The sequence below is a fragment of the Nostoc sp. WHI genome (assembly GCF_015714725.1).
GTDB lineage: Bacteria > Cyanobacteriota > Cyanobacteriia > Cyanobacteriales > Nostocaceae > Nostoc.
Genome location: NZ_WBKM01000082.1, coordinates 25,374 through 44,254 on the forward strand (window position 1 = coordinate 25,374; position 18,881 = coordinate 44,254).

At 41.4% G+C, this 18,881-nt stretch carries 12 protein-coding genes, 4 pseudogenes and 1 riboswitch; of the genes and pseudogenes, 5 read left to right on the forward strand and 11 right to left on the reverse strand.

From position 1 onward, the window contains the following. Positions 1-35: 35 nt before the first annotated feature. From larE to F8S12_RS08440, 5 genes are all read right to left on the reverse strand, one after another. Positions 36-863 carry an ATP-dependent sacrificial sulfur transferase LarE gene (gene larE, locus F8S12_RS08420; RefSeq protein WP_196515857.1) on the reverse strand — a complete coding sequence of 276 codons (828 nt, stop codon included), beginning with the start codon at positions 861-863 and terminating at the stop codon, positions 36-38. A gap of 177 nt (positions 864-1,040) precedes the next feature. Continuing rightward, positions 1,041-2,414: a phosphomethylpyrimidine synthase gene (thiC, locus tag F8S12_RS08425; protein WP_196515858.1), complete on the reverse strand. Its 1,374-nt coding sequence runs from the start codon at positions 2,412-2,414 to the stop codon at positions 1,041-1,043. Between the two features lie 6 nt (positions 2,415-2,420). Beyond that, a riboswitch (TPP riboswitch) is annotated at positions 2,421-2,517 on the reverse strand. Between the two features lie 45 nt (positions 2,518-2,562). Then, positions 2,563-2,790: a DUF6887 family protein gene (locus tag F8S12_RS08430; protein ID WP_196515859.1), complete on the reverse strand. Its 228-nt coding sequence runs from the start codon at positions 2,788-2,790 to the stop codon at positions 2,563-2,565. 192 nt (positions 2,791-2,982) lie between these two features. Continuing rightward, positions 2,983-3,423, reverse strand: coding sequence for a DUF2726 domain-containing protein (locus F8S12_RS08435; protein ID WP_196515860.1), 441 nt, complete (start codon positions 3,421-3,423; stop codon positions 2,983-2,985). Then, complete coding sequence (locus F8S12_RS08440; protein ID WP_196515861.1) at positions 3,423-4,070, reverse strand: hypothetical protein; 648 nt, start codon at positions 4,068-4,070, stop codon at positions 3,423-3,425. The genes F8S12_RS08435 and F8S12_RS08440 overlap by 1 nt, the downstream gene beginning before the upstream one ends. A gap of 188 nt (positions 4,071-4,258) precedes the next feature. Between F8S12_RS08440 and F8S12_RS08445 the strand changes: the two genes are divergently transcribed. Further along, a complete protein-coding gene (locus F8S12_RS08445) occupies positions 4,259-4,879 on the forward strand; it encodes an rRNA large subunit pseudouridine synthase E (RefSeq protein WP_196515869.1) in 621 nt (206 codons plus the stop codon). 64 nt (positions 4,880-4,943) lie between these two features. Here F8S12_RS08445 and F8S12_RS08450 read toward each other — a convergent pair whose 3' ends face one another. After that, positions 4,944-5,393, reverse strand: coding sequence for a hypothetical protein (locus tag F8S12_RS08450; protein ID WP_196515862.1), 450 nt, complete (start codon positions 5,391-5,393; stop codon positions 4,944-4,946). Positions 5,394-5,665: 272 nt separating this feature from the next. Further along, on the reverse strand, positions 5,666-11,524 hold the full coding sequence (locus F8S12_RS08455; RefSeq protein ID WP_196515863.1) for an AAA family ATPase: 5,859 nt from the start codon (positions 11,522-11,524) through the stop codon (positions 5,666-5,668). A gap of 110 nt (positions 11,525-11,634) precedes the next feature. On the opposite strand from F8S12_RS08455, the pseudogene F8S12_RS08460 reads away from it, so the two are divergent. Next, a pseudogene (locus F8S12_RS08460) lies at positions 11,635-11,783 on the forward strand (IS701 family transposase); the annotation flags it as partial. A 31-nt stretch (positions 11,784-11,814) separates the two neighbouring features. Here the strand turns inward: F8S12_RS08460 and F8S12_RS40440 are convergent. Further along, positions 11,815-11,931: pseudogene (locus F8S12_RS40440) on the reverse strand (beta-carotene hydroxylase); the annotation flags it as partial. Between the two features lie 63 nt (positions 11,932-11,994). Here F8S12_RS40440 and F8S12_RS08465 point away from each other — a divergent pair. Further along, positions 11,995-12,231, forward strand: a pseudogene (locus F8S12_RS08465) (DUF433 domain-containing protein); the annotation flags it as partial. A 336-nt stretch (positions 12,232-12,567) separates the two neighbouring features. On the opposite strand, the gene crtR reads toward F8S12_RS08465, so the two are convergent. Continuing rightward, positions 12,568-13,458, reverse strand: a complete 891-nt coding sequence (gene crtR, locus F8S12_RS08475; protein WP_196515871.1) for a beta-carotene hydroxylase — start codon at positions 13,456-13,458, stop codon at positions 12,568-12,570. Between the two features lie 394 nt (positions 13,459-13,852). Between crtR and pyk the strand changes: the two genes are divergently transcribed. Beyond that, entirely contained in the window at positions 13,853-15,622 is a 1,770-nt protein-coding gene (pyk, locus tag F8S12_RS08480) for a pyruvate kinase (protein ID WP_196515864.1), read from the forward strand. Between the two features lie 140 nt (positions 15,623-15,762). Here the strand turns inward: pyk and F8S12_RS08485 are convergent, their stop codons facing one another. Continuing rightward, positions 15,763-17,544 (reverse strand): M61 family metallopeptidase, encoded by a 1,782-nt coding sequence (locus F8S12_RS08485; protein ID WP_196515865.1) that lies wholly within the window; start codon positions 17,542-17,544, stop codon positions 15,763-15,765. Between the two features lie 209 nt (positions 17,545-17,753). Here F8S12_RS08485 and F8S12_RS08490 point away from each other — a divergent pair, with 209 nt between their 5' ends. After that, positions 17,754-18,083: a helix-turn-helix domain-containing protein gene (locus F8S12_RS08490; protein ID WP_196515866.1), complete on the forward strand. Its 330-nt coding sequence runs from the start codon at positions 17,754-17,756 to the stop codon at positions 18,081-18,083. Between the two features lie 242 nt (positions 18,084-18,325). Here F8S12_RS08490 and F8S12_RS08495 read toward each other — a convergent pair. Continuing rightward, positions 18,326-18,715 (reverse strand): annotated as a pseudogene (locus F8S12_RS08495) (transposase); the annotation flags it as partial. Between the last annotated feature and the right edge of the window lie 166 nt (positions 18,716-18,881).

Sequence of the window (18,881 nt, forward strand, 5' to 3'; positions counted from 1 at the left end):
TGAAAATTAGCAGAATTTAATTGTCCAATAAAATGCTACAGCTTAACGCCTAAGACATCCCGATTTAACACCTGATTCAACTTACCACTGCGATAACCTTCTAAATCTAGCGTTACGTAGATAAATCCGAAATCTTGAAATGCAGAAACTAATTTTTGTAAATCCATAGTCAAGACAAACTCTTTGATTTGTTCTGGAGGCAATTCAATGCGTGCTGTATCACCTTCTGAACGCACACGCAAATTCTGCCAACTAAGCTTTCGCAGGAAAACTTCTGCTCTGCCAACTCGTTGCAGTTTAGCTACAGTAATCTCTTCACCGTAGGGAAAGCGGGAGCTGAGGCAAGGTTGAGCAGGTTTATCCCACCAAAGTAAACCGAGTTGTTGCGAAAGTTGGCGGACTTCAGCTTTAGTGACACCAACTTCTGCTAAAGGCGATCGCGCCCCTCTTTCTTTCGCTGCCTGAATTCCTGGGCGATAATCATGCAAATCATCGGCATTTACGCCATCAACCACATAGGGATAACCCAACTGCAAAGCCAGAGGTTTGAGAGTGTCGTGCAATTCACTTTTACAAAAATAACAGCGATTGACAGGGTTAGAAGTGTAATTGGGATTTTCCATCTCGTGAGTCTGGACGATCTTATGAGAAATCCCAATAGTTGCTGCTTGAATTTTCGCGTCTTCTAATTCTTCTGGCAATAGCGAAGGAGAAACAGCAGTTACAGCCAAAGCGCGATCGCCTAACACATCATAAGCAATTTTGGCAACCAAAGTGCTATCAACGCCCCCAGAGTAGGCAATCAACGCCTGCTCCATTTCTCTAAATAAATCTCTTAATTGCTCAAATTTTTCTGTTAGCATAATTGGCAAATCCTCTTAAAGCCCCATAGCACCCTGCAAATTCCATTCTAGTAATTAGTTGGGTTGATAGGGTTAGGTAGCACAGCTATCTGTGCTACCCTACAGCGTGTTCTATCCCATATCTCATCCACTTGAAAACCGCTATAAGTATTCAACTAAACTCGATATGACAATCTGTTAGCTTTGAGTCACAGCATCTTTCGCCAAGAACTTCTCTAATTCTGTCAACGCATCAGCATCAACTTTAGTTTGCATTGGACAGAACTTAGGCCCACACATAGAGCAAAACTCAGCAGTTTTATAGATGTCTGCTGGCAGAGTTTCGTCGTGATATTCCTTAGCTCTTTCTGGATCAAGTGATAATTCAAACTGACGGTTCCAATCGAAGTTGTAACGCGCCTTAGAAAGTTCATCGTCTCTGTCTCTTGCCCCTGGGCGATGTCTGGCAATATCAGCCGCATGAGCTGCTATCTTGTAGGCAATCAACCCATTTCTGACATCTTCCGCATTTGGTAGTCCCAAATGTTCTTTTGGTGTTACATAGCATAACATTGCTGTACCGTACCATCCAGCCATCGCAGCCCCTATCGCTGAAGTGATATGGTCATAACCGGGAGCAATATCTGTCACCAATGGCCCCAACACATAGAAAGGTGCTTCCGAACACTCTTCCATCTGCTTACGGACGTTGAACTCAATTTGATCCATTGGGACGTGTCCAGGCCCTTCCACCATCACCTGTACATCATCTTCCCAGGCTTTGCGAGTTAGTTGTCCAAGGGTTTTCAATTCAGCTAATTGTGCTTCATCTGATGCATCATGGGTGCAGCCAGGACGCAAGGAATCGCCTAAACTGAAGGAGACATCGTACTTCTTGAAAATCTCGATGATATCCTGGAAGTGAGTGTAAAGCGGGTTTTGTTTATGGTGATGCAACATCCACCGCGCCAAAATACCGCCGCCGCGAGAGACAATACCAGTGATCCGGTTTCTCACCAAAGGCAAATGCTCAATTAAAATCCCTGCGTGGATAGTTTGATAATCTACTCCTTGCTGGGCGTGCTTTTCGATGATATGAAGAAAGTCATCAGCAGTCAGGTTTTCAATTGTGCCGTGGACACTTTCTAAAGCTTGGTAGACCGGCACCGTACCAATGGGAACAGGCGAAGCTTTGATAATGGCGGTGCGAATTTCATCTAAATTACCGCCACCTGTGGACAAATCCATCACAGTATCAGCACCATACTTCACCGACAGATTCAGCTTATCCACTTCTTCCTGAAGATTGGAAGAGTTGGGTGAAGCGCCGATATTAGCATTTACTTTACATTTAGAAGCGATGCCAATACACATCGGCTCTAGATTGGTGTGATTAATATTAGCTGGGATAATCATTCGCCCCCGCGCTACTTCCTCACGAATGAGTTCGGCGGGGAGATTTTCCCGTTGGGCGACGTAGTGCATTTCTTCGGTGATAACACCTTGGCGGGCGTAGTGCATTTGAGATACATTACTCTGCCCACGACGTTTAGCAACCCATTCTGTCCGCATATTAAAACCCTCAATAAACAGCTTCCCTCCGCTGGTATTACCCAGACTCAGGTGTTAAGGGTGTGATCTCAGCCTGGTTATATAGGCACCCCTAGCATGGATGTAGTGTACCACCTTGGTTATATCTAGGAGCAAGGGGGTTAAAAATTTATGCTGTTTTTTCGGAGTCTGGCGATCGCTGCTGTTTCTGTTGAATAATGTCTAATATCGCCTGATGCATTTCCTCCGGTGTCATCGACGCGGGATAAATCTTAGATGGTGGTTTTGCCGTCAAACGATCTGCAAATGCGTAAAAAGCCTCTTGATCATCTTGGTGTGCAATGACGTAGGCGCGTAATTCTGCCTTGCTCATATCATCAAAGTTTGGTTTACTCATAGATATTCCCAGCTACCATCACGACTAATCATAATTTCTATATTTTATAGTAATTGAATGGAGCCAAGGCGATATCATAGTCTGTTAATTTTGCTTAGTTTACAGCCGGAGACATCGCTGAGATTTATGGCTATTGGTGTGTAAACATCTTGTGCTTTACCAAGCTGCAACTCGAGCATCAGAAGGAAAAGATTATTCGCAATATTTTCTAATTAGGGCTTGGGCATTTTCTCGTCGGTTTCCTGTAAATAAATTGAATATTACTTCTTCATCCTGAGAGTAAATATGCAATAATCCAAAGTCTTTAATCCGTGAATAAAGTAAGGGAACTGCTGCAAAAGCTAGTAAAGTTGCCTTTTTGCGATCGCGCTCTCTTGCTTCAGGATAATCATGATATGAAGATTGAAAATCTACAACTAAACAAGGTTTATAGTCAGAATTAGTGATCAGAGCGTCTACACTGGAGCTAAAGAAAAACTTTCTCAATTCCATATCAAGGTTGCTGTCTAGTTCACAAAATTGACATAAGCTAACCTGTGTGTGAATTTTATAATTTTCATCCACGCAGGTTTGCAAAAACTCTAGCATCCTTTCTTCATAAGCATTGACAAGTCTTTTTAGCTTGATAGTCATTAATATTTCTCCATCATAATTTTGGCAAAGTAACTAATGAATTCTTCTAATACTTCCCTTGATTTGATATGTGCTTGCCAGGTATAAGGAAAAAGTTGATCCTCCTTTAGACTGATACAGAGTCCTCTCTCTTCCAAACCTGGATGTAGTTCGTATTCAACGTAATTAGCATGAAAATAACCTATAACTTCCTCTCCTAGAGATAATCCTCCATCATCAGCTATTTCTTCTAAAAAAATCTCCGAATTACTGGGTAAAACCCAATAATTATCTACGTGATAATATGTATATTCATGCTCTATGTGTAAAGATAATAAAAATGGTTCCACTACTACACGAGGTAAAGAAATATATAAGCCATCTTTCCGTTGAGCTAAGACTAGTTGATAACGTTTAGTTCCCTTTATAGTAGGATTTTTAAGTTTATATCCTATATATTGAGATGTTCGCTTTTCCTCAAACATGTCATAAAAACCAAGTTTATCCAGCATACTAGTAGCCAAAGACATTAAATCTTCCCCGCCTTCAATCACCTGGATATTTGTTGAAACCAAACGAGGAACGCCGTTTTCTACCTCAAAACGCTGAATAACATCGTATATAATTTTTGACATGATTAATTCCCAAAAACCTTGGCTAAGGTTCATGGAAATAGTCTAACGCTTATTCTTAAATAATCCAATAGTCTTAGATAAGATTTTTAGATTTTCTTGGAAGTGCTAATTCTACCTATAGTTTGATTGCTATACTAAAGGCGATCGCACCCCTGACACCCTTCAACCAAAAGCTTTTAACCACCAGTTACTATGGAGCAATGCCCAATGCCCAATGCCCAATGACTAATCATTACCGCTATATTATTTTTTACAAACCCTATGGCGTTCTTAGCCAGTTTACAAAAGATGCGCCTACACATAGCACGCTAAAAGATTATATTGATGTACCTGATGTGTATCCTGTGGGACGTTTGGACTGGGACAGTGAAGGGTTGCTGCTGTTGACGAACGATGGACAATTGCAACATCGCCTGGCTCATCCGCGTTTTGGACATAAACGTACTTACTGGGTACAGGTAGAGCGAATTCCAGATGCAGATGCGATCAAAAAGTTGCAAACAGGTGTAGAAATTCAAGATTACCGCACTCAACCAGCAGAAATTAGGCTTTTAGCAGAAGAACCACAGCTACCTGAACGCACCCCGCCGATTAGATTTCGCAAAAATGTACCGACAGCTTGGCTAGAAATGACCTTGACTGAGGGAAAAAATCGCCAAGTACGGCGGATGACTGCGGCTGTGGGGTTTCCGACTTTGCGACTGGTCAGGGTCAGCATAGGTCACTTACAATTAGATGACCTACAATTGGGTCAATGGCGTGACCTCACTGCATCAGAACTCAAATTTTTGCATAATTTCAATAAATCGAAAAGTTTTCCCCCAAAGGCGAATGCTCTTTAACAGGAATTTGACTTTTGATGCTGAGTTGAATAAACAGTAAGTTTGGTTAGAGATGCTTAAAACTTTAGCTGTTAAACAATCGCTCTTTAGAGAATAATCTCAGTAACCCAGCAGTTCCCACGCCCCAAGCACCATTAACCAATAAACCTGTCACTATTCCCGCAAGTTTCCAGCCGCCGGCGATAGGCTGACCCTTAAGTGGTGCGACTACGAACCAAGCCACTAGCGTCGGGAAAATTGCACCAAATAATAATGCTGCTAACCAATAGTTTTTATCATGTCGAAAGCGAGGCGCGAACGTTATCCAAATCAGTCCCCAAATCCCTCCCCAGAAAGCATTTGACCAAATTTGCGGGATTCCCAATGGTTGTGTCGGTGTAGTTGAATAGGGGGCGCGAGGCGCGAAGTTCACTGCATGTAGCAGTGCCAACATGCCTTGATGAAATAGCAAAACAGATACAAAGCCTGCAATAAATGCTAAGGCAAATCGAGATAAAGTAGCTTTTTGAGTCATTGCTTATATAAAAAGGTATTTATTTTCAGTTGCAGATATGACTTTAATAATTGGCATTTGCTGGATAATTTTCTCTGGAAGTCTTGCGGCTTTTAAATGCTAATTTATCATTGTTGGCTGTGAGACAGATGTATCACTCTGCATTTTCTCGTAATCTGGCTCAAAAATCAAATCGGATTCCTATATTGTTCCAATCATTGACTTTCGAGCAGTTTACATAAACCCTTCCCCCTGCCTCTTCGTTTGAGATGTCGCAATTCGATCGCCCTGCGTTAATCCAGAGTGGGAGCCAAAATTGGTAAGGTAATGACAAATTCGGTTCCCTCACCGAGTGTAGAATTAACCACCACTGAACCGTTGTGTTTTTCTACTATAATTTGCTGGGCGATCGCTAATCCTAAACCCGTTCCTTTACCAACAGATTTAGTAGTAAATAAATGGTCAAATATTTTTTGTTTAACTTGTTCATTCATCCCCATACCATTATCAGCAATTGCAACTTGAATTTGGTGATCTTTGACTGTGGTTTTAATGATAATGCGGTTGGGATTGGCTTGAATTCCCTGAAAACTGCGTCCATTATTCGATTCTTCTAAGGCATCAATGGCATTCGCCAAAATATTCATGAATACCTGATTTAATTGGCCAGGGAAACATTCAATTTGGGGCAAATGACCATACTCAGTTATCACATCAATGGCGGGACGTTGTTCGTTGGCTTTGAGGCGATGTTTGAGAATCAAAATTGTACTATCAATGCCCTCGTGGATTTTAAACGGCACTTTGTAATCTTTATCAGCACGGGAGAAAGTCCGTAAACTAGTGCTGATATTTTTCAGGCGATCGCACGCCATCACCATCGCATCAATTACTTTGGGTAAATCTTCTAAACTATAATCCAGGTCGATTGACTCTGCATGATCAATTATTTCCTCGCTCGGTGATAGTACAGCTTCTTGATATAGCTTCAAGTGTTCAAAAATCTCAGCAATCGTAGGTTTCGCTTGTTTGAGACTTGCAGAAATAAAGCCCAAAGGATTATTCATTTCATGGGCAATCCCAGCAACTAAATTACCCAGTGCTGACATTTTCTCACTCTGAACAATTTGTAATTGCGCTTGTTGTAAATCTTCTAAAGCTGTTCCGAGTGCTTGAGATTTTTCTGTTACCGCTTCTTCAGCTTGTTTGCGATCGCTAATATTAATAGTTGTCCCAACTATGCGATAAACTTTGCCCGTTTCATTTTTTAATGGACTGAGTGTAGTTAACCACCAAGCTTTCTGGCCATTAATTGTTAGACATTCTTCATAGGTGATAGCTTTTCCGGTTTGGCAACAATACAGATATTTTTGCTCCACTACTGCACCTTGATCAGCACCTATTACTTCTTGCGGAGTTTTACCCAACGCTTCCGAAGCAGATATACCAACTGCTAGTTCACAAGATTTACTCCATCCTGTGTACTCAAACCTACCATTATCTCGGACATCAGTCACAAAGATGAAACAGCCAACACCTTCGTAAATACTATTTAGGTACTTTCCTCGCTCTTGGAGATGACTATATAATTGGGCATTTTCCAAAGAAATCGCAGCTTGAGTACAAAGGAAATTTAAAACAGAAAGGCGATCGCTAGTAAAAACCCCTTGAGTTAAGCTATTTTCTAGGTAGAGAATTCCCACCAAATATCCTTGATTAATAATAGGGACACACAATACACTCTGTGGTTGATGTTTCAACATATATTCCCCAATTAAACCAGGAATATCTGTTTTGCAATTGTCTATAACAACTGTTTGTTGGGTATTTTTGACGTAATGGATAATATTTATAGGAATATCTTGACAATTGTCGAGTGATTGTGGGGTGAGGGTAGTTTGTATTTCCTCATGATTAATAAAAGTAATTGCTCTAACTTGCCAGGTATCAACAGGCACTCGCTTTAACTCCTGTAACCCCCGCACAGCAATGTCCTCCTCTTGGGGAAGAATTAGAACAGATTTTTTCGCGCCAGAGTTTTCGAGGATAATGCGAGTCAGACTAACAATCAGTTGATCTAATTCCAGAGAACTGGAAATAGCTTGAGCGGCTTTGAGGACAGAGGTAAAATCTAGGGTATCGGAAATGTTAGTGCTGTCAGTACTAGAAGTGTGAGTGGATGAAGAAGTCCCACAAAAGGCAATAGTTTCTAAGGGGGTGAGGTTGCTGCGTTGCTGTTGCAGGATGGGTTGGAGTAGTTGGGGATAGGTTTTTTCTAGGTGATTAACTTTGGCTTTTGCTCCCCAACGGGCATAGCAGTAGTAAGCTTCTTGCATATATGCTTGAGCTACCTTTTCTTTACCCCAGTTGAGGTAGAATTTAGCTGTGAGTTCGTTGGCTAGAGCTTCTTCTTGGATATAACCGTTAGCTTTGGCTCCCGCAATGGCGCGATCGTAATAATCAATTACCTGAGAATTTTTACCTAAAATCCGATATTTCTCTGCCTCTACTAAATAAAATTTATGCAGATGATTTTTTGGAGCATGATGTGCCCATTTTTGCATCTTTTTCTGATTAGCAACTACATTTTTTAGAATGATTTTTTTCTCTGAATTAGTTGCACAAGGATACATTGCCAGCTTTGCTAAAGAGCTATATAAATAAAATGGTGAAACAGCTAAAGCCCCAATTACACCGTCTAAATACTGTTCAGCCATTACTATATTGTCAACAGCTTGACGGTATTCTTGAAACAGATAACCAAGGATAATTTTGTTAAAATACAAGAAGAAGATAGCAGTTCTATCATTCGCTTGCTGATGCAATGGTAGCTGGATTTCTTCATTATATGCTTCTCCAATTAAGCAGTATGGGTTTTTAGATCGTCCTAGCAAATTGATCACAGCCTGCTGATATATCTCCATCCAATTAAGAATTGTTGCTTGCTTTACTTGAGCAATAGCATTACAGGAGAACTGCATTATTCGGTCAACCTCTATCAATTCTTTACCGCTCAGATATGAATAGTAGGCATATACATTTATAGAATGAGCAGCATATTCTAAATCTCCAGCTTCTATAGCAGTTTGATAATTATTGCTACAAGGCTGTAATATTTCTTTAACTGGTTTTTTCCAATGCATAATAAAGCAATTCACGATAATTACCGTTTTTGCTTTGTACTCTTTTTCATTCAATTTTGATAACAAATTTAAAGCAAGTTGACCAAATTCAAACCCAGCATCAATGTCTCCCAATTGCCCACATAAAATTAGCCCATAAAGAGCGTAGCCAAAAGTAGACACAGAAGTATTCCCGTATTTGACTGATAGATTAACCTGTTGAAATACTATTAGTGGTACTAATTCAGGAACAGCAAAATAAGCAGCCGAAAATGCATTTGCGAGGATACGCATTGCTGCCAGTTTACTAGTTTCAGTCATCAATGGCTGGTTGATTAAATCCTCAATTCGTTTCCCTCCTAACGCTAACTTAGTTTCTAATAGTCCACGCAAAATCTGCAATTGATTTGGCTTTTCGGGCAACCAAATCCCCAATAATTTAAGAACTTCTAGCGCTTGGCTTACTGCTGCTAATGGTTTGTTCTGTGCTATTAAAGCACTGATCTTGATTTCGTATATTTTTACTTTATCTAGTAGAGTTTTAGATTGTTGCAGCACCACATTAGCCCACTTATCCATCTGCTCAAAATTAGTGCTGAGGTACGCTATTTCTGATATTTCTATATATAAAGCTAGCGTCAAATTATACTGATGATGCCAGCTATCTGATGCTAACAATTCCAAGGCTACAGTTAAATATTTAAGTGCAGCACTATAGGCTGTAGAACCTTTGGCTTTACGTCCAGCTATCAAATTTAACTGCGCTAGTTGATCTCGTTCTAGTTGAAGAGTAATTAACGCCTCTCCAAAATTTAATTGATTAACAATCTCAAAAATTTTCCCTTCTTGCTCCTCTTGAGGAGTATTCCTTAAAAGTAGTTGACCAATTTTTAAGTGAGTGGACTGTTTTTTATCTTCTGGGATTAGAGAATAGGCAGCTTGCTGGATGCGATCGTGCAAAAATTTGTATGTAACAGTCTGAGCAATTTTTTGATTAACTGCTTGACTTTCTTGGCTGACGTAAAACTTATAAACATCACTAATCGGTAAAATTAATCCTTCTTCCAAAGCTTTCCATAAATCAGCAGCCGTTTCAATTTCTAACGCTTCCGAGACAATTGCCAAAGTTGCTAAATCAAACTGATTGCCAATACAAGCAGCTAGCTGTAATACATTTTGAGTTAATTGTGGCAGTTTTCGTAATTGAAAACTCATAAACACAACAACATCATCTGTCAGTGCTTGCTGATTAACTTGGGTAATGTCACACTGCCAACAACCTAATTCAAAGTTAAATTGAATCAGCTTATCTTGATGTAATGCTTTCAGAAATTGAGTAGTAAAAAATGGATTACCTTCGGTTTTCCGATATACCAATAATGAAAGAGTCCATGTCAGATTTTCTGCACATTTAAATGTGTCAGCAATTAACTGATTGACTCGCACTTGATTCAATGGTGCTAAAGTAATAGTGTTAATTTTGGCTGTTGTTTTTTCGATTTCATTCAAAGTCAACATTAATGGATGTGCCGGGTTGACTTCGTTATCACGGTAGGCACCAATTAGAAAAAGATGACCTGTATCAGCCATTAATAGCTGCATTAACTTTAGCGATGCCGAATCTGCCCATTGCAAATCATCTAAAAACATCACTAATGGATGTTCAGCAGTGGTAAAGACTTGGGTAAATTTCTGGAACAATAAATTAAATCTATTTTGTGATGTAGTTCCTGATAACTCTGGAGCCGATGGTTGTTGACCAATAATTCTTGATAATTCGGGGATGACTTCCATAATCACCTGTCCATTTTCCCCAACAGCTGCTAATATTTGGCTTTTCCAGTGCTGGATTTGAGGATCACTTTCTGTTAACAATTGCCCCATTAAATCTCGGAATGCTTCTACAAAGGCACTGAAGGGAATATTTCGCTGAAATTGGTCAAATTTGCCTTTGATAAAGTAACCACGTTGCCGAACAATGGGTTTATGAACTTCGTTAACAACCGCAGTTTTACCAATACCCGAAAAACCTGCTACCAGCATCATTTCAGTTGCACCTAAGCTGACTCTTTCAAATGCTTGGAGTAGGGTTTCTATTTCTGTTTCTCTTCCATAGAGTTTATCAGGGATGCTGAAGCGATCGCACACATCTCGTTGGGCAATTGGGAAGCTCTTAATCACATCTGTTTCTTGGAGTTGATGCCAACAAGTTTCTAAATCATGCTTTAATCTCAATGCACTTTGATAGCGATCTTCAGCATTCTTTGCCATCAATTTGCTGACAATCTCCGAAATTACAGACGGGATTTGTGAGTTAATTTCATGTACCAAAGGAGCTGCTTTAGCAATATGACAATGCAATAACTCCATTGAGTCGCTTGATTGAAATGGTAATTCTCCTGTGAGTAATTCGTAGAAAGTTATACCTAAAGAATAGAAGTCAGTCCGGTAATCAATCCCCCGATTCATTCTTCCTGTTTGTTCTGGGGAAATATAAGCGAGTGTCCCTTCTAACACATTGGTATTGATGAGGGTTTGAGTTTCTCGTGGTAATAGAGATGCGATACTAAAGTCAATTAATTTTACTTGTTTGGTTTCAGGATTGATTAAAATATTCGCGGGTTTAATATCTTTATGAATAATGTGATTTTGATATAGAATCTCTAAGGCGTTGCAAAGAGCGATCGCTAAAGGCAAAAATTCTTGTAAAGACTTTGGATGTAATGTTTCTACACAGGTGAAATAATCCTTTAAAGAAATTCCCCCAAAATCTTCCATTATCAATGCATAACCATTTTGGTAGGGTTCTAGGCTATAGATTTGGATGATTAGGGGTGAGTTGAGATTTTTGGCGATGGTGTACTGATTGTAAAAATGCACTAGTTCGTTAAAACTAGGATAAGGATTTTTTAGCAATTTAATGACTATAGGTAATGAGTCTGCCTGTCTATGCCCTCGATAAACAAGGGTTCTGGAACCGTTGTAGAGTTGTTCGCTGAGATGATAGCCGGCAATATTTACTGTAATCATTATTTTACCCACTAAATCTTAACAATTTCTGTACTTAGTGTTCCCAAATAAATGACACAATTATCTTTCTCGTACCACACCAATTCTAAATTTGGCGCTCTAGGAAGAATTTGCACGATCTGCGTCTCATTGCCCAACCACTCTTACTATTTTGGTTTATTTATCCCTGGATATATATTTTCCCCAATTCTAATTTATTGCTGGGATTCAATTAATTAGTGAAATGAATCAATTTAAACCTTGTTATGCTTCTGGATAATTTCACTTAGTTACTACTTGCTAACGCCGGAGAGTGGATGAACTAAGTGGTAATTCTGTCCCATAATCAGGATATTAAGAACTGGGTTAGGATAGACGCGAGCATTTTTTCAGCGATCGCGCTCGGCAAAAGGACGATGGAATATATACTGACATTTCCGAGACGACGAGAGCTAGGATCGGAATTAGTTTGTTGTACACATGGTAGCTATATGACATCCACATCGCGTATTGTTCATAGCGACCCGGATATTTTGGGGGGAACTCCTGTTTTTATTGGTACTCGTGTGCCGATCAAAACCTTGCTCGATTATCTGGAAGCAGGTGATTCACTGGATGAGTTTTTAGATCACTTTCCTAGCGTTAGCCGTGAGCAAGCGATGTCTACGACGGGCTGCGCCTACGCCACTCTCGAATTAGCAAAGGAGATGCTGACCGCTTATGTGAATTCTTTGATAGAGTGTGTTCCACGACCATTGAGGCGTGAACTCACTGATTATGAGGTACGCACAGTTGTGGAGATGGGATGGTCAGGCAAAAAGAATGGTGAACTGTTGCAACTGATGATCCAGCAGAGTTTCACGATTCTCGTCACAACAGACCAAAACTTACGATATCAGCAAAACTTGCAACAGACTGGAGTTGCGGTCGTTGTTCTCGTAGCGTCTAGTAATCGCCTCCCTGATTTACTTCCATTGATACCCAGTGTTCACAGTGTCTTAGCAACGATCGCTCCGGGTGTGGTTATTGAAATCAGAAATTTTTGACGCGTTGGCGCAACAACTCTATTCCTTGTGATGATGAAACCGAATTCCTAAAAAGATGTCATAAACAAACTCAAAAAAGTCTTTTTTCTGTAACAATCCTGAAGTTTGATAACATCCTTTTTCATCTAACAGAGGCTTCATAACGTAATAGCTGGGCTGGTAATTGTACCAAGGAATAGAAGGCCACAGATGATGAACTAAGTGGTAATTCTGTCCCATAATCAGGATATTCAGAACTGGGTTAGGATAAACGCGAGCATTTTTCCAGCGATCGCGCTCGGCAAAAGGACGATGGGGCAAATAGTCAAAAAATAATCCCAGTGCTATCCCCACGACAAAAGCCGGTATGAACCAAAAATTGAGAAGGTAACCCAAAAAGTGGTATTGCACTGAAATATAAACAATTACACCAACAAACAAACGGCTGATAAACCATTCTAGTAGCTCAGATTTACGCCACAGTCGCCGTTGAAAGAAAAACACCTCGTGGTACAAAAACCTCACTGCAATCAGCCACAGCGGCCCACCTGTAGAGACATAATGATCTGGGTCGTCTTTTGGATCATTGACATGTCCATGATGCTGTAAATGCACCCGCGTAAACACTGGAAAAGCAAAAGCTAGCATCAACGCACTGCCATGCCCTAACATCGCATTAATCGCCCGGTTACGATGGGCAGATTGGTGACAGGCATCGTGAATTACCGTTCCAGCACAATGCAGTGCAATGGTGTTAACGCTAAAGCACAGCCAGTGCGGCCATTCCCAAAGCCAGTAACCAAAGTTAGATAACACCAGCATTACTACAGATGCTGAAAATAATAGCAGCGTGGGATTGAAATCACCAGGAGGCGCTAAAAATTCTTTCGGCGGGATTGTCAGTGGCTTTTGTGCCTCCGATGTGATCATTTCTGACATTGACTCCTTCTTTGTGAAACATTACGAATATACGATAAATATTAGGGAATGATAAAGTTTTGCAAAGTTTTATATAGCAATATTTATCCAGGGCTTTGCATATCAGCAGATGAATAACGCTATGATTCCAGACGAGGACTAGTATTTATTGATAAGTGGGGTATGACAATTGGCAAGAGTTTGATGGAATAAACTTCCTAGTAGGAAGAATAGAGACAAGATTGACGTAGCATGTTTATTCTATCCCACAGCCCCACAGTCCCACAGCCCCACTCTCCCATAACCTCTCTCTAACTGCTTAAGTCTATTGATATAGCAGTGACTGAAAAGGAGATGCCACTTAAGTTACGATGACTTCCCAGATAGCTCCCTAACTTCAGCCCCTATGCAATTAAGAGATTCTCTGCGCCGGACAAAAATTGTCGCTACCATTGGCCCCGCCACTAGCAGTCCTGAAATACTCAAGGCAATTATTGAAGCGGGAGCCACGACGCTGCGGCTAAACTTCTCCCACGGAACTCATGCCGACCATCAGCGTAGTATTCGCTTAATTCGGCAAACCGCATTTGAATTAAATCAGCCAGTTGCTATTTTACAAGACTTGCAGGGCCCAAAAATCCGCTTGGGGAAGTTTGAGAACGGGTCTATAGTTTTGGCAAAAGGCGATCGCTTTACCTTAACAAATCGTCCGGTTGTAGGTATGCAGGAAATTAGCTGTGTCACCTACGATTATTTAGCCCAAGAAGTCCCGGTTGGTGCAAAAATCCTCCTCGATGATGGACGAGTAGAAATGCTCGTGGAGGAGATTAACCGCGACAAAGGTGATTTGCATTGTCGGATCACAGTACCGGGTAAACTTTCTAACAACAAAGGCGTAAACTTTCCCGGCGTTTACCTGTCAGTTAAGGCAATGACCGACAAAGACCGAGAGGATCTAATGTTTGGTCTGGATCAGGGTGTAGATTGGGTGGCACTTTCCTTTGTCCGCAATCCGCAGGACATGATCGAAATTAAAGAGTTAATTTCCAGTACAGGCAAGCAAGTGCCAGTAATTGCCAAAATTGAAAAGCACGAAGCCATCGAACAAATGGAAGCGATTCTGGCTTTGTGTGATGGCGTGATGGTTGCCAGAGGCGACTTAGGGGTGGAATTGCCGGCGGAGGATGTTCCCGTACTCCAAAAGCGATTAATTGCCACAGCCAATCGCTTAGGAATTCCCATCATCACCGCCACCCAGATGTTAGACAGCATGGTGAGCAATCCCCGTCCCACTCGCGCCGAAGTGTCGGATGTGGCAAATGCAATTTTAGATGGCACAGATGCGGTGATGCTCTCTAATGAAACCGCCGTTGGCACTTACCCAGTAGAAGCGGTGGCGACAATGGCACGGATTGCCGAGCGGATGGAGCAGGAGGAAGCCCAACATTCAAATTTACGTTCTTCAAGAGATGCCCGGCGCTCTATTCCCAATGCCATTAGTCAAGCTGTAGGTCAAATTGCCGAACAACTAGGTGCAGCAGCAATCATGACCCTAACCCAAACCGGGGCAACAGCTCGCAATGTCTCTAAGTTCCGTCCCCAGACCCCGATTTTGGCAGTGACACCCCATGTTAATGTGGCGCGGCAGCTACAAATGGTATGGGGAGTAAAACCGCTATTGGTGCTAGGATTACCTTCCACTGGTCAGACATTTCAAGCTGCGATCAACGTGGCTCAAGAGCTGAAGTTACTGTCTGAGGGAGATTTAGTAGTGATGACTGCTGGCACACTGCAAGGAATTTCCGGCTCCACAGATTTGATTAAGGTAGAGGTGGTGACGGCAGTACTAGGTCAGGGAATTGGACTGGGACAAGGTTCAGTGAGTGGTCGCGCCCGCGTGGCTATTACTGGCATGGATGTTAGTAACTTTAATGCCGGAGATATTCTAGTCGCACCCCGCACTAGTGCCGATTTTGTTGAGGCAATTCGGAAAGCTAGCGGAATTATTACTGAAGATGAAAGTCTTACAAGTCACGCAGCAGTGATTGGCTTACGTCTTGGTGTGCCAGTAATTGTTGGCGTGAAGCAAGCAACGCAGGTGATTCGGGATGGGGCAATTATAACGCTGGATCTGCAACGGGGTTTAATTTACTCTGGGGCGGTGAGAACGCATTAGGGGCAGGGAGTGGGGAGTAAGAATTTTAGATTTTAGATTTTAGATTTTGGATTAAAGAATTGAAATTTAATCCAAAAGACGCTCGCGGACTCGCTATCGCCAATCCAAAATCCAAAATTGAATTGCCCAATGCCCCTTTATCAAACAGTTGCGATCGCTACTCCGAGCCATCCAGCAAGGTTTTGCTGCTGCGTGGAGTCAGGATGCTCAACAGGTTTTACCTGATACCGGGTGGGACGTGGTGACGTTAGAGTAATGGAATAAGTATGCAGTTCGTCTTGATGAAAAACTGTGACTTGCATGGTATCGTTTAGTTGGTAATCTTTGAGGCGATCGCTTAAGCTACTTCCCATTACCTTAATCCCATCAATTGCTAGTAACTCATCACCTGCATCAATTCCCCCAGCTTGTGCAGGTGAACCCGACTCCACAAATTTAATAATCTCCCGCCCATTTTCTGTATGTGTTTTCACACCCAAATAAGGTTCTTCATGTTGCTCCACTACTAACTGCAAGCCAAAGGGTTTTAAGTACTCATTCAAAGGCAAATCGTCAGTACCATCAATGTAGCGTTTAAAGAAATCAGTTAAATCGATTCCGGCAACAGATTCTATAACTTCCTGCAACTGTTCTGGGGTATAGCCAATTTCAGCTTGCCCATATTGCTGCCACATTTTCAGCATCACGTCATCAAGGGAGCGCTGATTGTTGTAAGTAGAGCGAATCAGTAAATCCAGCAATAACGATACCATTTCTCCCTTTAAATAGTAGGAAATTTGGGAATTGCCGCTATTGGCATCTGGGCGATATAGTTTAATCCAAGTATCAAAACTTGACTCGGAAACGGATTGTACCTTGCGCCCCGGTGTCATTTCATATCTGGTAATTTCTTTGCTCAAGTTATTCAAATACGACTCAGCATCATAAATTCCTGCCCGCAAAGGAATTAACAAATCGTAGTAACTAGTAGTCCCCTCACAAAACCACAATGATGGTGTGTAGTTTTCCTGGTCGTAATCAAAGACTTCTAATGCTTTTGGACGAATTCGCTTGACATTCCACAAGTGAAAGAACTCGTGTGCCACTAATTGCATAAAGCGATCGTACTTATCTTGAGAGCGAAACCCAAAACGCTGGTAAATTAAAGAGCAAGAGTTTTTATGCTCCAAACCGCCAGAAGCTTGACTAGATAAATGTAGCAGAAACACGTATCGTTCATAGGGCAAACCGCCGAACATCTGCGCTTCTACCTGAACAATTTTTTGGATATCAGCAATCATCTGTTGGGCTTGGAAATTTCCTTGCCCCCAGATTGCCAGTTCGTGGGGTTTTCCCAAAACCTTAAATTGATACAATTGGTGGCGACCAAGCTCAAAGGGAGTATCAACCAAAGTATCAAAATCGTCAGCCAAGAAAGTATTCGTTTCCTTACCAACGGGTGGTAAGGCAGTAGTTACCTGCCATTCCGGGCATGGTGGTACGATGGTAACGTGAATGAGTTGCTTCTCCAAGCTTGGTATTCTAAAAAATAGTGCCGCACCGTTAAAATAACCGTGGGTGGCATCCAAGTGATTTGTCCGCACCGATAGCTCATTCGCAAAAATGCGATAACGCACGGTTAATTCTGAAATACCTATTTTGTCTACCTGCCAGTGATTCTTACTGATCTTCCGCCAAGGTAAAGGCTTATCCTCTGCAAAAGCCACAAAATCCTGTAAATTCTTGGCGTATTCCCGGACTAAGTAGGAACCAGGTGTCCACACCGGCAGTTTTAAATCGAGAATCGGCGAGGAGTAATTGACAAGGCGTAAAGTCACCTCAAACAGATGGGTTTCTGGTTGGGACATTGCCACCAGGTAATGAATCGTTGGCCCAGTTTCCTGAACGTAGGTGTTGGGATGAGTTACTGTTGCTTGAGTCATTTTGTGTACCGAGTTAATAGTCGATGGGTAATTTTTCCCATCATGACAAATTTGTTTTTTAAGCTGTAGGGGCAATACCTGCGGGAAGCCGCTTTCTCTCGTTCCCATGCTCTGCATGGGAATGGCTGATTAGAGGCTCCGCCTCCAGTTATACCAATTCACGAAAAGAGTGATACAGATAAATAATGAATAAATATTAAAAAGCAAAGATGGCTGGAGTCACCAAAGTAGAAATAAGAGAGTCAGTAGAGGAATTACATGGGTTGTTGAGAAAACAAAAAACAGCATCAAGTCTTGAACGGATTCAAGCTTTGTATTTGCTGAAAATAGGACAGGTGAAAACAATACAAGATGTGGCGGTGGTAGTAGGAAGAGCAAGGGTAACGGTACAAAGATGGTTAAAGGATTATCAAGAGTCAGGAATCAACGGTCTATTATCAATGAAAAAGAGTCCAGGGCGACCAGCAATTATTAGCTTACAAGTAAGAGAGCAGCTAGACAAAGAGCTTGAACAATCAGAAGGATTCACGCATTTATGAGGAAATACGAACATGGTTAAAAGCAGTAGAAGGGATAGAAGCATCATATAAAGCAATACGGTTCAGTTAAGGCTATGCAGTGCTTAAAATAATAAACACGGGAGGATTAGTTATTATTCCAGTACCTCTGTGTTTAACTTTTTTCGAGCGAAATTTTGATACAGGCTTTTTCACAACCCTTGGGTTGTTTCTATGAACCCTTTCAGGTAAAACTTGGTCGAGAATCTCCACAGTTAACCAACTCAAAAAAAGGGAAGTTCTTGTGGTTGTAAACGTTGGAATTTTGGGAGAGCACGACGAACAACTCGTAATGTTCCAGTGAAACTTAGACGTAAGGGTGAAACATCTGCGCTGTTTGCAGCTTGAAAAATCAACAACCGGATAGCCCAATGCCCTAATAATAAACCGTAAACTTCTTGCACAACCTCCCGTGGTTTTTGAGAACGAATATGAGTTTTTCGTCCTAAAAGATGTACTTTGAGTTCATCAATCGTATTCTCGACTTCCCAACGTTGATGGTACTCACAAGCTAGTAACTGGGCTGGGAATTTTTCAATGTTCAATAAGCTCTTCAAAGGGGGTAGGGTGTGGGGGGTAGGGTGTGGGGAACCCACGTTTAAAAACGTGGGATTGTAACAAGGACACTGTTTTTCTCGCGCTTTGCGTCTCGAAAAACATCTTTTTTTAAACTGAGCTTTAAACTCAGAACTAAAGTTTTTATTTAAACCCCTACACCCTAAACCCTACACCCTACACCCTGTTTTTTGTAATTAAACGATATTTGATTTGTTCTTCTGG

Excerpts from the sequence above, each read along its gene's own strand:
- larE (WP_196515857.1), bottom strand. The coding sequence starts at position 863 with ATGCTAACAGAAAAATTTGAGCAATTAAGAGATTTATTTAGAGAAATG.
- thiC (WP_196515858.1), bottom strand. The coding sequence starts at position 2,414 with ATGCGGACAGAATGGGTTGCTAAACGTCGTGGGCAGAGTAATGTATCT.
- F8S12_RS08430 (WP_196515859.1), bottom strand. The coding sequence starts at position 2,790 with ATGAGTAAACCAAACTTTGATGATATGAGCAAGGCAGAATTACGCGCC.
- F8S12_RS08435 (WP_196515860.1), bottom strand. The coding sequence starts at position 3,423 with ATGACTATCAAGCTAAAAAGACTTGTCAATGCTTATGAAGAAAGGATG.
- F8S12_RS08440 (WP_196515861.1), bottom strand. The coding sequence starts at position 4,070 with ATGAACCTTAGCCAAGGTTTTTGGGAATTAATCATGTCAAAAATTATA.
- F8S12_RS08445 (WP_196515869.1), top strand. The coding sequence starts at position 4,259 with ATGACTAATCATTACCGCTATATTATTTTTTACAAACCCTATGGCGTT.
- F8S12_RS08450 (WP_196515862.1), bottom strand. The coding sequence starts at position 5,393 with ATGACTCAAAAAGCTACTTTATCTCGATTTGCCTTAGCATTTATTGCA.
- F8S12_RS08455 (WP_196515863.1), bottom strand. The coding sequence starts at position 11,524 with ATGATTACAGTAAATATTGCCGGCTATCATCTCAGCGAACAACTCTAC.
- crtR (WP_196515871.1), bottom strand. The coding sequence starts at position 13,458 with ATGATCACATCGGAGGCACAAAAGCCACTGACAATCCCGCCGAAAGAA.
- pyk (WP_196515864.1), top strand. The coding sequence starts at position 13,853 with ATGCAATTAAGAGATTCTCTGCGCCGGACAAAAATTGTCGCTACCATT.
- F8S12_RS08485 (WP_196515865.1), bottom strand. The coding sequence starts at position 17,544 with ATGACTCAAGCAACAGTAACTCATCCCAACACCTACGTTCAGGAAACT.
- F8S12_RS08490 (WP_196515866.1), top strand. The coding sequence starts at position 17,754 with ATGGCTGGAGTCACCAAAGTAGAAATAAGAGAGTCAGTAGAGGAATTA.